Consider the following 14,576-nt stretch of genomic DNA (forward strand, 5'->3'; position numbering starts at 1 on the left):
CTACCAAGCCGGCGCCACACGCACATCGTCTGGCAACTCGTTGCGCAGCACGGGCAGGGTGTAGAGGCGTACAAAGCAGGCAAGCCCGGCGACCGCCCACCAGCCACGCTGCACCGTCCCCAGCAAACCACCGCGCGCCTTGGCCGCGTCCATTTGGGTCTGAATGTGAAACAAGCGCGACATGCCGGCGCGAAAGGCGGGAGCATCGATGTCGAGCATGATCGGGAACACTTGGCGGGTGATTTCGTTGGTGATGCGAAACACGGTGTAGTCGTAGGTGGTGGAGTCCAGACCCATTTCGTGGTGCAACATAGGACGGGTGTGGTCACGCACGTACATGGTGGCGTACACCGCCAGCAGGAAGAAACGCACCCACAACAAGTTGCCGCCGCGCAGCAGGTGCGGATTGGCGCGCATGATGATGGCAAAGGACTCGCCATGGCGGAACTCGTCGTTGCACCAGCGCTCGAACCATTTGAAGATCGGGTGGAAGCGCTTCTCCGGGTGCTTTTCAAGCTGGCGGAAGATGGTGATGTAGCGGGCGTAACCAATCTTTTCGGACAGGTAGGTGGCGTAAAAAATGTACTTGGGCTTGAAGTAGGTGTAGGCCTTGGTGCGCTTGAGGCTGCCCAGGTCAATGCCCAGCCCAAAGTCTTTGAGCGACTGGTTGATGAAGCTGGCGTGGCGCGACTCGTCGCGGGCCATGTAGCGCATCAGCTGCTTGATGTCGGGGTTCTCGACGTTCTTGAAAATCTCGTTGTACAGGATGCAGCCTGAGAACTCGGACGTGAGCGAAGAGATCAAAAACTCCATGAACTCCTTGCGCATTTCGGGGCTGACCTGCGAGAAACGCTCGGCTACCTCTTGCGCGAACTCAGGCGTGCGCTGGAAATGGTCGTGGTTGTTGTCGCCCTCGTACTCCGCCATCATGGCGTCCCACTCCTTGCGCACAGGCGACATATCGAGCCGGTCCATGGCCTTGAAATCGGTGGTGTAAAAGCGCGGGCTCAGCAGGGTGCTCTCACGGGCTTTGCTGGACGCTTCTTCGGCACTGGCGATGGTGGGTGCGGCTTGCATGAAGTTCTCCGGGTACTACGGTCAATCAGGGCGATGCGGCTTCGGCTGACATGGCCAGAAAGCGCGAAAACTCGGCCACGTTACTGGGGCCAAATGAATCCAGGTCCACCTTTTGGCGCGTGGCCGGGTCGTACAGGGTGACGCCGCCATCGGTGCGGGCCACCAGCGTAAAGGGTTGCTCCGCCCCGATGCCGCGCGCATAGCGCTCCCGGGTTAACGCACGCAGCGTGCCGCGTACGAAACCCTGCTCACCGTGCAGCACCGTCAACACGGCGCCATTGGCCCCGTCAATGACCGAGACGCCACCATCGGTGCGGTCTTCAAACCGCAGGGAGCGCTCCACGGTGCTTGCCGCCTTGCGCTGGTCCGGCCCGTTGCCGGTGATGCGCACCAAGCCGACCGAAACCAGGGAAAAAGCGATCAAGCCACCGGCGCAGAACAGGACCCAGCGCGGAAAGCTATCGGGTGACCAGGCGCGGGCTTGTGCCTGCGCATTCATGTGGGACTCGCTTGCAGTTCGCGCGCGCGGCTTGCGGGCAAGGGTTGTGGCGGACGCACATCTTTGGCGGTGTGTGCAGTGGCCGCGGATGCTGCCAGGGCCACACCGGTGGCCGCCGACCACACTTCACTCAACTGGGCAGCACGCTCTTGCGCATGCGAAATGCACCGCAGCATGGGTTCAGACCGGGCGAAGCGCCAGGGCCGCGCGCTGGGCCACAGGTGCACCCAGCCAATGTGATCGGTTCCTGCGAGCGCCAAGGTGATGTCACCAAAGTCACCATGGTGTTGGCGCATGTCTGCGCTGGCGATTTTGGTCAGCGGAAGGTTGAAGGTCACGGTCAGCACAATGCCCAGGCGCATGACCACCCGTTTGTTAGTGACGGTGTAAACGGTGGTGCGCGCGCTCAGCCACGCCAGGGTCCAGGCAATGGCCAGGCCCAGCAGCGCAATGGGGAACAACCACTTGAGTGCCAGCGCCAGCTGCAAGGCGCCGGCACCTGCCATCACTTCGGGCGTGATACGAACCACCATCAACAGCGCAAAGTACAGCGCGAGTTTGCGGATGTGAAAGGCTTCGCGCGCCAGCAAACCCACGTCGGGCGAGGCCTGCCAAACGATGCGCTCGTTGGCAGGCAGGCGCTCGGGCAGGCCAAACTGGGGCTCAAACTCGTGCTCGTGTCCGTGGTTCTCGATGGCCATGGTGTGCTCCGCTATGGCTTAGATGAGCGGCTCGCTGCGGGCCGGGTCGGCATACAGGGTGCCGCCGCCGTAGTAAGCGCTGATTTTTTCTTCTTCGAGCTTGGTGACCTGGTCCGGGCTGCGGGTGGCAGGCACATGGGCAAAGTGCATGCCGTAGATGGCGTGGACTTCCACCTGGTTGCGGCGGATGCGCGCAAAGGGAATGGGCAGCAAAACCCGGCGTGTGCCGTCGGCGCCCTGGGTTTCCACTTCCAGGTAGCGAAACATCATTTCGGCCGAGTCCAGCCACAGGTCCTTGACGATGCCGCCCTGTTTGCCATCGCCGCCTACCACCGGCAGGCCGCGCGGATCCACATCTTGGGGCGCAACGCTGTAGTCACTCACCAAACGCAAGGGGCGGATCAGCGGCTCACCATGGGTGGTCAGCTCGGCCACGTCTTCGCGCATGGTGTAAGCACCTGGGCCCACCGCGTCCAGCATCGCATTGCCTTTTGGCTCCAGCGGTGCGCCTGACGACGGGTTGGTTGGCACGCCACCCAGCGGCGGCTCGCCACGGTGCAGGTCGGGCACGGTGACGCTCTTGCCGTCGGCGAGCTTGAAGGTCTTGGGCTCGGGAATGGGCCAGCCCTTAACCACTGCGCGGCCGTTGCTGCTGGACTCGACGGGGTAGCCCTCGCGGTGGTTCTCTCGCACGAGGTAATAAATCAGACCGGCAAAAAATAGCCAGAACATATACAGCACGATCTGTGCGAGGTCGATGTACGCGGTGATGGTTCCTACAGTTTGCATGGCTCTTCTCCTTGGATTCAACTAGCGGGTCAGCTCGGCCAGACCGAACTCGGACGGCGCACGGCGCGCCTTGGCGGTGTTGCGCTGAACCAAGGGTCCAATCGCAACCAGGGTGACAAACAACAACAGCATCTCCACGTGGTAGACCACGCTGTAGCCGGTAAAAGGTGCCGCCAGTGCAGTGCCCATGGCACCGCCGGCGGTCAGGCCGGTGACTGCATCGCGCAGTGCACCGCCAGAAAACATGGCCAAGCCGGCGGCGGTGGATTGCACCGCACCCCAGGCACCCAGCGCCAGGCCGACGAAGCCGCCGCCTTCCATGCGCATGGCCGCAAACAGGGTGCCCACCGCGAACAAGCCGCCGCCAAAGCCAATGCCCAAAGCACCCGCGCGGAACAGCCAGCCCGCATCCAGGGGCGCCGAAAAAATCACTGCCGAAAATGCGGGCAAGCCAGCCAGCGCGCCGTAGGCCGCCAGCCGCAAGGGATCCACGCCTCGCTCCAACTTGTAGCCCGCCAACATGAAGCCCAGCAGACCGCCACCGGCCAGCATGGCAGTCAGCGCGCTGGTGGCACCCACGCTCAGATGCAGGATTTCACCGCCATAGGGTTCCAGCACGATATCTTGCATGTTGAAGGCCATGGTGCCCAAGGCGGTGGCCCACAAAAAGCGGCGGGCGTGCGGTGCGCGAATGAACTGGGCCCACACCTCTTTGAAGGGCGGCGTCACCTGCGACTTGAGCGCGGCCACGCGTTGGGGATCGCGCGGCTCTTGCTTCCATAGGGCGGCTGCATTGAGCAACAACACCACGACTGCGAAGCCCTGGATTACCTGAATCAAACGCTCAGGGCTGAAGTTGGAGAGCAGCAAACTAAAGGCCAAGCTTCCACCAACGGCACCGGCAAGCAGCATCACGTACAGCAGGGCCACCACGCGGGGCCGGGTGTCGGGGCTGGCTTGGTCGGTGGCGAGGGCAAGTCCTGCGGTCTGCGAGGTTTGCAAACCGGCACCGACCATCAGGAACGCAATCGCAGCCGCGCCCTGCCCCACCCACGCGGGCACCTGCACTTGGCCCTGGCCCGACAACACCAAAAGCGCAAACGGCATCACCGCCAGACCGAAAAACTGAATCAACGTGCCGCCCCACATATAGGGCACCCGGCGCCAGCCAAAAGCCGAGCGGTGCGTATCGGAGTGGTATCCAGTGACGGCGCGAAACGGCGCAACCAGCAAGGGCAGCGCCAGCATCAGGGACACCAGCCACGCCGAGACACCCAACTCCACAATCATGACCCGATTGAGGGTGCCGATCAGCAAGGCCGTGGTCATGCCCATGGTGACCTTGAACAAGGACAGCCGCATCAAGCGCGACAGCGGCAAGCCGGGACTGGCCACGTCCGCAAACGGCAGCCAGCTCGAAGGCAGGCTGCGGGCGAACTTGCTGAAGGTTTTGGCTCTCATGCGCGCACCAGCTCCAGAGCCTGCGATTTGTAGAAGCCACTCGACACCCGCTGGGTGCGCTGGGCCGACCAAGCGCGCAGGGCGGCATGGTCTTGCATCAAACTGATGATCTTCTCGGCTGCCATGGGCTCCAGCCAAGGCGCGCGGTCTTTGCGCGGCAACCAGCGACCCACGGTAATCATGGCCGCCAAAAAGGGCGTCCGGGGCGCAAAGGTAAACACCATGGAACCGGAGGTGCGTTGCGCCAACTGGGCCAGTGCGCCCACCGCGTCTTCTGGGCTGTAGTGGATGACCGAGTCCATGGCCACCACATGGTCAAACTCGCCCAATGCGGGCGAGAGCATGTCACCGCTTTGGAAGTCGATGCGGCCCGCAAGATCGGCCGGCAGGCGCTGGCGGGCGAGGTTGACCAAAGTGGGGGAGAGGTCGATGGCCACCACCTCGGCGCCACGGCGTGCTGCCTCCACCGCAAATGCTCCGGTGCCACAGCCTGCATCGAGCACGCGCTTGCCGCTCAGGTCGGCGGGCAGCCACGACAGCAGGGTGTTGCGCATTTGGTCGCGACCGGCGCGCACGCTGGCGCGGATGCGGCCCACCGGCGCATCCGACGTTAGCTTTTCCCAAGCGGCCACGGCGGTGCGATCGAAGTAGTCTTCGATCTGGCCGCGCCGCTGTTCATAGGTCATGTCAGCCATGCTTTGGGTGCTCAATCAAAACCGAGCAAATCAAAAATATCGCGGTCTTTCATGGGCACTGCGGTGTACGGCTCGCCGCCTACCCACAGTGCCGCAGCCAGCCGCATGTATTCCTTTTGCACCGCTTCCAGCTCGGGCGATGCCTCCATCTCGAACAGCGTGGATTTTTTGAGGCGGCTGCGGCGGATGACGTCCAGGTCGGGGAAATGCGCGGCCAGCTTGAGGCCGATCTTGGCGTTGTACTTGTCGATCTGGTCGGTGGCCGCACTGCGGTTGGCGATGACGCCGCCCAGGCGCACGTTGTAGTTTTTGGCCTTAGCGCCAATGGCTTGGACGATGCGGTTCATCGCGAAGATGGAGTCAAAGTCGTTGGCGGTGACGATCATCGCGCGGTCGGCATGTTGCAGCGGTGCAGCAAAACCACCGCACACCACATCGCCCAGCACATCAAAAATCACCACATCGGTGTCTTCCAGCAGGTGGTGCTCTTTGAGCAGCTTCACCGTCTGGCCGACCACGTAACCGCCACAGCCGGTGCCAGCGGGCGGGCCACCGGCCTCCACGCACATGACGCCGTTGTAGCCAGGAAACACAAAGTCCTCGACCCGGAGTTCTTCGGCGTGGAAGTCCACGGTCTCGAGCACGTCGATGACGGTGGGCAGCATTTTTTTGGTCAGCGTAAAAGTGCTGTCGTGCTTGGGGTCGCAGCCAATTTGCAGCACCCGCTTGCCCATCTTGGAAAACGCCGCCGACAGGTTGCTGGAGGTGGTGCTTTTGCCAATGCCGCCCTTGCCATAGATGGCAAAGACTTTGGCGGTGCCAATCTTCACATTCGGGTCGAGCTGCACTTGCACGCTGCCCTCCCCGTCCAGGCGGGCGCGCTCGGCCAGGGTCTTGGTTTTGACCGAGGGAAAGGGCAAGGTTTCGACCATCATACGGAGGCTCCCTCAAACACGCCTTCAAGGCGATCTTCCAGTTCTTCGCCAGCGTGGCGAAGGGCGTCTAGCGTGGCCGCATCGGGCTGCCAGAAATTGCGGTCGGAGGCTTCAATCAGCCGGTTGGCCACGCGGGCCGAAGCGGTGGGATTGAGCTTGGCCAGACGCTCGCGCATGGCGGGGTCCAGCATGAAGGTCTCGGTGAGCTGCTGGTACACCCAGGGCTGCACCTGGCCAGTGGTGGCCGACCAGCCCATGGTGTTGGTGATGTGCACCTCGATCTGGCGCACGCCTTCGTAACCATGCTCCAGCATGCCCTCGAACCACTTGGGGTTGAGCATGCGGGTGCGGGTCTCTAGCGCAACTTGCTCTTTGAGCGAGCGCACCGAGGCGTCGCCCATGGTCTGGTCGCCGATGTAGACCGGTGGCGTCTTGCCGCCCTTGGCCGCCTTGACCGCCTGGGTGATGCCGCCCAAGGTGTCGAAATAGTTGTCCACCGTGGTCACACCCAGCTCCACCGAGTCGAGGTTTTGGTAAGTCAGCTGCACATCGGTCAGCGCGCTTTGCAACATGGCGGTGTGCTGCACCGCGCGGCCCGAGCGGCCATAGGCAAAGCCTTTGCGGCGCTTGTAGGTTTCGGCCAGTTCGCCTTCTTCCGACCAGCGGCTGCTCTCGACCAGGTTGTTGACGTTGGAGCCGTATGCGCCCTCGGCGTTGCCGTACACCCGCAAGGCAGCGGTCTCCAAAGTGCAGCCGTGCTCTTGCTGGTAGGCCAGGGCGTGCTTGCGCACCCAGTTCATCTCCACAGGCTCGTCGGCCGACGCAGCCAGAAATGCGGCTTCGGCCAAGAGTTTGATTTGCAAGGGCATGAGGTCGCGGAAGATGCCCGAGAGCGTGATGACCACATCGACCCGCGGACGGCCCAGCTCGGACAGCGGTATCAAGGTCGCACCGGCAATGCGGCCGTAGCTGTCAAAGCGCGGCAACGCGCCCATGAGCGCCAGCGCCTGGCCGATGGGCGTACCCTCGTTTTTGAGGTTGTCACTGCCCCACAGCACCATGGCGATGGACTCGGGCAGCGGGTTGCCATCGGCCACAAAGCGATCCAGCAGCATTTGGGCATGGCGGGCACCGTCGCGCACCGCAAAAGCGCTCGGGATGCGAAACGGATCAAAGCCGTGCATGTTGCGCCCCGTGGGCAAAACGCCTGGCGTACGTAACAAGTCGCCGCCGGGTGCGGGCCGGATGTAACCACCGTCCAGCGCATGCAACAACGCAGCCACCTCGGTGTCTTGCGACAGCAGCGTGTTGGCATGGGCCAAGGACTGCAGCAGGCCCAGCGTCTCCTCGGTGACTCTCATCGGTCCAGCACGCAAGGCGCTGTCGATGCTGTGACCGTCCACCAAGGCCTGCACCACCTTGCGCTCGGGGCGCACACCATGGCTGGACTCGGCCATAGACAAGAGCATGTCGACCCGCTGCGCTCCCGACAGTGGTTTGCCAGTGACATGCAAGCCGTGGGGAATCAAGGTGTATTCAAGCTCTAACACCTGCTGCGCGAGGTCGGCCACCCGCAGGTCGGCCTGGTTTGCGTGGGAGAGGTCCCACGGTGGCTCGGCGTCGGCAAGGTGGAGCGCGGCGGCCTGGGATTGGATCAAGGCTGCGGTTTCGCTGCGGTCTTTGCAACCAGGCTCTTGACCGCGCCAGCGCTCAATCGATGCCTTCAGGTCATTGAGGCCTTTGTACAAACCAGCCTGGGCCACCGGCGGGGTGAGGTAACTCACCAAGGTAGCGCCGGAGCGGCGCTTGGCAATCGCGCCTTCGGAGGGGTTGTTGGATGCGTACAGGTACACATTGGGCAGGTCGTCAATCAACCGGTCGGGCCAGCAGTTGCCGCCCATGCCGCTTTGCTTGCCTGGCATGAACTCCAAGGCGCCGTGGGTGCCGAAATGCAGCACCGCGTGGGCCGCAAAGTCTTCGCGCAGGTAGCGGTAAAAGGCCGAGAACGCATGCGTGGGCGTGAGGCCTTTTTCGAACAGCAGCCGCATCGGGTCGCCCTCGTAACCGAACGCGGGCTGGACGCTGACCAGCACATTGCCAAACTGCTTTCCAAGTACAAAGATGGCGTTGCCGTTGCTGAGCTGGCGCCCAGGCGCCGGGCCCCACTGGGCTTCGATCTCGTGCAGCCAGCGCTCGCGCTTGACGTGGTCTTCGGTGGCAATGAGGGTGTGCACATTGGCGTCAGCACCGTACTGCGCAGCATTCCCATGCAAGATGGCATCGCGCAAGGCATCCACACTCGGCGGCAGATCGACCTGGTAGCCCTGAGCCTGCATGCCCACCAGGGTGTGCATCAGCGACTCAAACACCGACAGGTAGGCGGCGCTGCCAATGTTGCCGGCGTTGGGCGGAAAGTTGAACAGCACGATGGCCACCTTGCGCTGGGCACGCGCGCCGCGCTTCAGGGCCACCAGCTTGCTGACCCGCGCTGCCAGCATGGTGGCGCGCTCAAAACAGGAACGCATGTCGGATGCAGCCTCGCTGGCCACGAAGGTGCACTGATGGTGGCAGCCGGTGCAGCTGGTGCCCACCGCACCCGGGCGCCCACCAAACACGATGGGGCCGGTGGCGCCGTCGAGCTCGGGGATGGCCACCATGATGGTGCTTTCCACGGGCAACAAGCCGCGCTCGGACGCACCCCATTGGTCCAGCGTCTGGAACTCCACCGGATGCGCTGCCACGTAGGGCACGTCCAGCTTGGCCAACACCTCCTCGGCCGCCTGCGCGTCGTTGTACGCGGGGCCGCCCACCAAGGAAAAGCCGGTAAGCGAAACCACCGCATCCACCGCCACGCGGCCGTCTTGCATGAAGTACGCATCGATGGCAGGACGGCAGTCCAGTCCAGCGGCAAAGGCCGGCACCACCCGCAGACCCCGGACCTCCAGCGCGGCAATCACACCGTCGTAGTGCTGTGAGTTGCCCGAGAGCAAATAGGAGCGCAGCATCAACACGCCCACGGTGCCTTTGGAGCCCACTTGAGCGGCGGGCAGGTCGCGGGCATGCTCAGAGTACTTGCCCGGCAAACGCGGGTGATAAACACCGGTTTCCGGGTAGTCGAGGGGCGGCGCCACTTTGCCCAGTCCGCGCAAGCCTTTGCGCTCGGCGCTGGCGCAGCGGTCAATCACATGGCGCACCATGTTGACGATGTTTTCGTCCGAGCCACCCATCCAGTACTGCATGGCGATGAAGTAGGCCCGTACATCCTGCGCGGTGCCGGGGATGAAGCGCAGCATCTGCGGTAGGCGGCGCAGCATCTTCATTTGCGCAGCGCCGCCGGTGGCCTTTTTGTCCTTGTTGCCGCGGAGCTTTTTGAGTAAGGCCATGGGGCCGCTGGCGGGCTTGTCCATGTCGAAGTTGCCCATGCGGGTGAGCTTGACGACCTCGGACGCAGAGGCCATGCAGATCATGGCGTCGCAGCTGTCGCGCCGCGCACGCAGGGCGTCGATGACCGGGAGGAAGTGGTCCTCCAAAAACAGCATGCCCACCACCACGATATCGGCACTGGCAATGTCGGCACAGCACTGGGCGATCAAGCGATCATTGCCGGCGTACACCGCTGCTGCGTGCAAGCTGATAGACAGGCCGGGGTAATCGCGCAGCAAGGCATTGCGGCCACGGGCCACCGCGCTTTCGAAATGGGTGTCCATGGTGACGATCACCACGCGGATCGGTATGGCGCGCGCGCCGCCCAGGCTATCGGCTGAAGTAGGCTTTTGCGTCATACAGTGTCTCGATCGTGATCTGCGCAACGCCTTTTTCTGCGGCGTAGCGCTCCGTGTTGCGGCGGGCTTTGCCGCGCACAAAGAAAGGAATCTTTTTTAGTTCTTGTTCGGCATCGGCCTGCCAGATGGCGGCCACCGCCTGTGCGGATGTCTCTGCTGCGTGCGCGATGGCGACGTTGGTGGCAGCCGCCGCCTGCTGCATGGCTGCTCCGCCCAAATGCGAGGGCGCGGCATCTTCGTGGAACTCCGCATCGCCCTTGAACATGCCCAGCAAATGCTCTTCCAGGCCCATCATCAGCGGATGCACCCAGGTGTCGAACAGCACATTGGCGCCTTCGAAACCCATCTGCGGGGCGTAGCGTGCTGGAAAGTCTTGCACGTGGACCGGGGCGGAAATGACAGCACAGGGCACGCGCAGGCGCTTGGCGATGTGGCGTTCCATCTGCGTGCCCAGCACCAGCTCGGGCTGTAACTCGGCAATGCGGGCTTCGACCTCGAGGTAGTCGTCGCAGATCAGGGCCTCCACGCCGTAGAGCTTGGCGGCGTCGCGCACCTCGCGCGCGAACTCTCGGCTGTAGGTGCCCAGCCCAACCACGGTAAATCCGAGTTCTTCGTGGGCCACTTTGGCAGCCGCCACCGCATGGGTTGCGTCGCCAAAAATGAAAACGCGCTTGTGGGTGAGGTAGGTTGAATCGACCGATTGGGCGTACCACCGGGCACGCGGTTCGAACTGGGCCAAGGTGGGCTGCGGGTCCACGCCAGCCAGTGCTGCGACCTCGCGCACAAAGGCCTGCGTCGCCTTGACACCGATGGGTATGACTTTGGTGAACGGCTGCTGGCAGTTGCGCTGCAGCCACTGCGCAGTAAGGTTGGCGACTTCCGGGTAGAGAACTATATTGAAGTCCGCGTCGCCCAGGCGGGCCAGGTCGTCGGGCGTTGCCCCCAAGGGTGCGACCACGTTGATCTCGATGCCCATGGCCTGCAGCAGGGTGCGAATTTCCTGCACATCGTCTCGGTGGCGAAAGCCCAAAGCGGTGGGGCCCAGGATGTTGCAGCGTGGCGTGGCACCCGGTGTGCGGGCCACAGCGCCCGTGCTATCGCGCTCAGCCGGACGGGCCAAGGTGCGCACCAGTTGGTACAGCGTCTCCGAGGCGCCCCAGTTTTCCTTGCGCTGGTACGCGGGCAGCTCTAAGGCGACAACGGGCACCGGGAGATCCAAGGCCTTGGCCAAACCGCCGGGGTCGTCTTGAATCAACTCGGCGGTGCACGATGCGCCCACCAACATCGCTTTGGGTTGGAATCGCTCGAACGCCTGGCGGGCGGCGTTCTTGAACAGTTCGGCGGTGTCGCCACCCAGGTCACGCGCCTGGAAGGTGGTGTAGGTGACAGGCGGGCGCTTTTGCAAGCGCTCGATCATGGTGAACAGCAAGTCGGCGTAGGTGTCGCCCTGGGGGGCGTGCAGCACGTAGTGCACGTCCTCCATGGCGGTGGCGATGCGCATGGCCCCCACATGGGGCGGGCCTTCGTAGGTCCAGAGCGTAAGTTGCATGCTGCGGGTCCGCCAATGCCGATCAGGCCGCCAAGCGCATGCGGCGCACCAGCGGACGGGTGAAAAGCTCTGCCAGGTCCGCAGCCTGGTCAAACCCTTGGATGGGCGTGAACACCAGCTCAATGGCCCACTTGGTGGTCATACCCTCCACCTCCAGCGGGTTGGCCAGGCCTAGGCCACACACCACGATGTCAGGCTGGGCTGCGCGGCAGCGGTCCAGTTGCCGCTCGACGTCCTGGCCTTCGGACAGGGTGGTTCCGGCGGGCAGCAGCGCTAGCTCTTGCGCCATGTTGTGCCGGTGCAAGAACGGGGTGCCAACCTCGGTCAGCACCATGCCCAGCTCGCGCGAGAGAAAACGCGCCAGAGGGATTTCGAGTTGCGAGTCCGGGAAGAAAAAGATGCGCTTTCCTTGCAGCGCAACACGTTTGCTTTGCAAGGCAGCAGTGGCGCGCTGGCGGGCGGGCGCGACCGTGGCCTCAAAGCGCTCGGCAGACACATGGAAGCGGGTAGCAGCTGCCTGCAGCCACAGCTCAGTGCCCTCGACGCCCAAAGGGAAAGGTGCCGCGATGCGCTGCGCGCCCCGGTCTTGCAAAGCCTTGGCGGTGTCGGCCAAAAAGGGTTGGGCCAACAGGATTTGGGTGTTGGGACCGATGCTTGGCAGCGCATTGGCGCGCCGCGGCGGAAAGAACTTGACCCGGGGCATGCCCATTTGATCGAACAGCCGGATGAACTGGTCTTCCACCACATCGGCCAAGGTGCCTACCACCAGCAACTCAGGTTCCGCAGTGGAGGAGGCTTGCGGCATGGCCGGAACCAAAGATGCCAGGCAAGCATCTTCCCCTTGGGTGAAGGTGGTTTCAATGCCGCTGCCGGAGTAATTCAGCACCCGCACCGATGGCGAAAACGTGGACGACAGTCGGGCTGCCGCACGCGCAAGGTCCAGCTTGATCACCTCCGAGGGGCACGAACCCACTAGAAACAGCAGCCGGATGTCGGGGCGGCGTTGGAGCAGCTGCTGCACCACGCGGTCGAGCTCAGCGTTGGCGTCAGCCAATCCGGCCAGATCACGCTCATCAATGATGGCGGTTGCAAACCGGGGCTCGGCAAAAATCATCACACCTGCTGCCGACTGGATCAGGTGCGCGCAGGTGCGCGAACCCACCACCAGGAAAAACGCATCCTGTATCTTGCGGTGCAGCCAAATGATGCCGGTGAGCCCACAAAACACCTCGTGCTGCCCGCGCTCGCGCAGCACCGGTGCGTCAGAGCAGCCATTTGCGGGCGCGATGCGAATGGGTGCCATGACCGTCATAACACCAGCCCCGGTGGACCCGCGCGGGCACGCTCGACTTGGGCGGCATAGTCCAGCCGGGCGGCGCGCAGCTTGAGCACGAATTGGGTGGCGTTAACGACATAGGCGGCATACGCCAGGAGCGCCAAGTACATCAGTGGCTGCGGCGCCAATGCGCCGGTTGCCAGCGCGTACAGGTAGGCCGTGTGCAGCGCCAGCACCAGCATGCTGAACACGTCTTCCCAATAAAAGGCGGGGGCAAACAGGTAGCGGCCAAACACCACTTTTTCCCAGATGCAGCCAGTCACCATGATGGTGTAAAGCGTGGCGGTTTTGATTACCACCGACGCGTTGGCCGCTTCCAGCCCTGAACCTGTTGTCAGGTAGCGCAGCACCAAACCCAAGCTAACGAGAAACACCAAAAACTGCACCGGCGCGAGCACGCCTTGCACCAGCGTCCAGACGCTGGCGTCACGTCGCGCGCGCTCCTCTGGCGTATAGAGCGGATGACGTGGCTTCACATCATTGCTTTGCGCCAAGTCAAAGAAAGGCTGGGTTGTCGACATGGGGCCAATTTAGCCCCCATCGAATCGAATGTCAACTTTTTGTTACGTAAGATAAATTTGACATTCATTTTTCAGCTAGGTACAGTTTTTCGCTAAGAACTTGGAAATGCTTTGACCTTGCGCAAACTAAAGGGTAAAACCCAGCCGGGATGGTTGGTTGTTGGTAGCAAGCGATGGAGCTTTTTGTAAGTAAAAGTCCAGTTTGACAGCGCAAGAACGTTTCGGCAGGTACTGAAGCCCCTACGCAGTCGTCAAAACTCTATAACGAGGAGACAAGCACTATGGGTTCCTTCACGCCAAGCGGCGCACCCTATCCGCCGGGCGACGACGCGGCGTCAGACAACTGGAACAGCTACGGTCCTGCGGCCAACCGGGTGTTTGATGACCAAGTCACCAAAAAGGTGCGCGTAGAGCGCGACGACCAGAGCGTTGCCCTGCTGACGCGGGCCATACAGCACGAGATCATTCCGCGTTTGATGCTGGCGCACCGCAGCCCCAAGGAATGCGCCGAGAGCCTGCCTTTTGCCCACGGCAAGGTGTCATCGCAAGAGGTGGACGCCTTTGCGCGCCTCGTGTTATCGCCCAACGAGTCTCTGGCGATGAACTGTATTGAGTCGATACGTCTGCGCGGCGTCAGCATCGAGACGGTGTACATGGAACTGTTGGCGCCAGCAGCCAAGGTGCTGGGGCAGTTCTGGGAAGATGACCTGTGTGACTTCTCCGAGGTCACCATTGGACTAGGAAAACTTCAGCAGCTACTGCACCGCCTGAGCGCCGACCTGAGCCGCCCTGATGAGCAGGCGTCCAATGGACTGCGTGTTTTGCTGCTGCCAACACCGGGCGAACAGCACACCTTCGGGCTTGCCATGGTCGCGGAGTTTTTTCGGCGCGACGGCTGGGATGTCGCAGGTGGTCCTGGTGAGTCCCAGGAGGCTTGGGTTCAGCTCGCCCGCAGCCAACACTTCGACTTGATTGGCTTCTCTTTGGCGGTTGAGGAGCACATAGGCCAGCTCATATCCTGTGTCAGTACGATGCGCAAGGTCTCTTTCAACCGTCGAGTAGGCATAATGGTTGGAGGCCCGGTTTTTGCTGCAAACCCCGAATGCGCCAAACGGGTGAATGCCGACGTGGTCGCTTCCAGTGGGCGTGACGCCCCGGCGATTGCGGAAAACTTCGTCACCGCGCGCGAAGACGTCCCCTGAACACCGCGGAACCACAGAAAGCCCCACAC

12 protein-coding genes are annotated in these 14,576 nt (G+C 62.8%); 1 reads left to right on the forward strand and 11 read right to left on the reverse strand.

All coding sequences use genetic code 11. The features are described from left to right. Genes acsF through bchF form a run of 11 tightly spaced genes read right to left on the reverse strand, consistent with a single transcriptional unit; the run spans position 1 to position 13,345 of the window. Positions 1–1,077 (reverse strand): magnesium-protoporphyrin IX monomethyl ester (oxidative) cyclase, encoded by a 1,077-nt coding sequence (gene acsF, locus ACILRC_RS04105; protein ID WP_395668077.1) that lies wholly within the window; start codon positions 1,075–1,077, stop codon positions 1–3. Between the two features lie 25 nt (positions 1,078–1,102). Further along, positions 1,103–1,576, reverse strand: a complete 474-nt coding sequence (puhC, locus tag ACILRC_RS04110) for a photosynthetic complex assembly protein PuhC (RefSeq protein ID WP_395668078.1) — start codon at positions 1,574–1,576, stop codon at positions 1,103–1,105. Next, positions 1,573–2,277 (reverse strand): photosynthetic complex putative assembly protein PuhB, encoded by a 705-nt coding sequence (puhB, locus tag ACILRC_RS04115; RefSeq protein WP_395668079.1) that lies wholly within the window; start codon positions 2,275–2,277, stop codon positions 1,573–1,575. The genes puhC and puhB overlap by 4 nt, the downstream gene beginning before the upstream one ends. Positions 2,278–2,295: 18 nt before the next feature. Continuing rightward, the gene (gene puhA / locus ACILRC_RS04120; protein WP_395668080.1) at positions 2,296–3,066 is read right to left on the reverse strand and encodes a photosynthetic reaction center subunit H; all 771 of its coding nucleotides are present in this window, start codon (positions 3,064–3,066) and stop codon (positions 2,296–2,298) included. A 21-nt stretch (positions 3,067–3,087) separates the two neighbouring features. Next, entirely contained in the window at positions 3,088–4,527 is a 1,440-nt protein-coding gene (locus ACILRC_RS04125) for a BCD family MFS transporter (RefSeq protein ID WP_395668081.1), read from the reverse strand. Beyond that, on the reverse strand, positions 4,524–5,222 hold the full coding sequence (gene bchM / locus ACILRC_RS04130) for a magnesium protoporphyrin IX methyltransferase (protein ID WP_395668082.1): 699 nt from the start codon (positions 5,220–5,222) through the stop codon (positions 4,524–4,526). The genes ACILRC_RS04125 and bchM overlap by 4 nt, the downstream gene beginning before the upstream one ends. 11 nt (positions 5,223–5,233) lie before the next feature. Then, positions 5,234–6,154 carry a ferredoxin:protochlorophyllide reductase (ATP-dependent) iron-sulfur ATP-binding protein gene (gene bchL, locus ACILRC_RS04135; RefSeq protein ID WP_395668091.1) on the reverse strand — a complete coding sequence of 307 codons (921 nt, stop codon included), beginning with the start codon at positions 6,152–6,154 and terminating at the stop codon, positions 5,234–5,236. Then, on the reverse strand, positions 6,154–9,939 hold the full coding sequence (locus ACILRC_RS04140) for a magnesium chelatase subunit H (RefSeq protein WP_395668083.1): 3,786 nt from the start codon (positions 9,937–9,939) through the stop codon (positions 6,154–6,156). The genes bchL and ACILRC_RS04140 overlap by 1 nt, the downstream gene beginning before the upstream one ends. Then, positions 9,911–11,488, reverse strand: a complete 1,578-nt coding sequence (gene bchB, locus ACILRC_RS04145) for a ferredoxin:protochlorophyllide reductase (ATP-dependent) subunit B (protein WP_395668084.1) — start codon at positions 11,486–11,488, stop codon at positions 9,911–9,913. The genes ACILRC_RS04140 and bchB overlap by 29 nt, the downstream gene beginning before the upstream one ends. Positions 11,489–11,510: 22 nt before the next feature. Further along, positions 11,511–12,791, reverse strand: a complete 1,281-nt coding sequence (locus ACILRC_RS04150; protein ID WP_395668085.1) for a ferredoxin:protochlorophyllide reductase (ATP-dependent) subunit N — start codon at positions 12,789–12,791, stop codon at positions 11,511–11,513. Positions 12,792–12,796: 5 nt separating this feature from the next. Further along, positions 12,797–13,345 (reverse strand): 2-vinyl bacteriochlorophyllide hydratase, encoded by a 549-nt coding sequence (gene bchF, locus ACILRC_RS04155; protein ID WP_395668086.1) that lies wholly within the window; start codon positions 13,343–13,345, stop codon positions 12,797–12,799. 281 nt (positions 13,346–13,626) lie between these two features. Between bchF and ACILRC_RS04160 the strand changes: the two genes are divergently transcribed. Next, positions 13,627–14,547, forward strand: a complete 921-nt coding sequence (locus ACILRC_RS04160; protein WP_395668087.1) for a B12-binding domain-containing protein — start codon at positions 13,627–13,629, stop codon at positions 14,545–14,547. The last annotated feature ends 29 nt before the right edge of the window (positions 14,548–14,576 follow it).

This window comes from Rhodoferax sp., from assembly GCF_044236835.1.
Lineage (GTDB): Bacteria > Pseudomonadota > Gammaproteobacteria > Burkholderiales > Burkholderiaceae_C > Allorhodoferax.

What these genes read in the sequence shown, in the direction of transcription:
- acsF (WP_395668077.1), bottom strand. Translation starts at nt 1,077, where the DNA reads ATGCAAGCCGCACCCACCATCGCCAGTGCCGAAGAAGCGTCCAGCAAA.
- puhC (WP_395668078.1), bottom strand. Translation starts at nt 1,576, where the DNA reads ATGAATGCGCAGGCACAAGCCCGCGCCTGGTCACCCGATAGCTTTCCG.
- puhB (WP_395668079.1), bottom strand. Translation starts at nt 2,277, where the DNA reads ATGGCCATCGAGAACCACGGACACGAGCACGAGTTTGAGCCCCAGTTT.
- puhA (WP_395668080.1), bottom strand. Translation starts at nt 3,066, where the DNA reads ATGCAAACTGTAGGAACCATCACCGCGTACATCGACCTCGCACAGATC.
- ACILRC_RS04125 (WP_395668081.1), bottom strand. Translation starts at nt 4,527, where the DNA reads ATGAGAGCCAAAACCTTCAGCAAGTTCGCCCGCAGCCTGCCTTCGAGC.
- bchM (WP_395668082.1), bottom strand. Translation starts at nt 5,222, where the DNA reads ATGGCTGACATGACCTATGAACAGCGGCGCGGCCAGATCGAAGACTAC.
- bchL (WP_395668091.1), bottom strand. Translation starts at nt 6,154, where the DNA reads ATGGTCGAAACCTTGCCCTTTCCCTCGGTCAAAACCAAGACCCTGGCC.
- ACILRC_RS04140 (WP_395668083.1), bottom strand. Translation starts at nt 9,939, where the DNA reads ATGACGCAAAAGCCTACTTCAGCCGATAGCCTGGGCGGCGCGCGCGCC.
- bchB (WP_395668084.1), bottom strand. Translation starts at nt 11,488, where the DNA reads ATGCAACTTACGCTCTGGACCTACGAAGGCCCGCCCCATGTGGGGGCC.
- ACILRC_RS04150 (WP_395668085.1), bottom strand. Translation starts at nt 12,791, where the DNA reads ATGGCACCCATTCGCATCGCGCCCGCAAATGGCTGCTCTGACGCACCG.
- bchF (WP_395668086.1), bottom strand. Translation starts at nt 13,345, where the DNA reads ATGTCGACAACCCAGCCTTTCTTTGACTTGGCGCAAAGCAATGATGTG.
- ACILRC_RS04160 (WP_395668087.1), top strand. Translation starts at nt 13,627, where the DNA reads ATGGGTTCCTTCACGCCAAGCGGCGCACCCTATCCGCCGGGCGACGAC.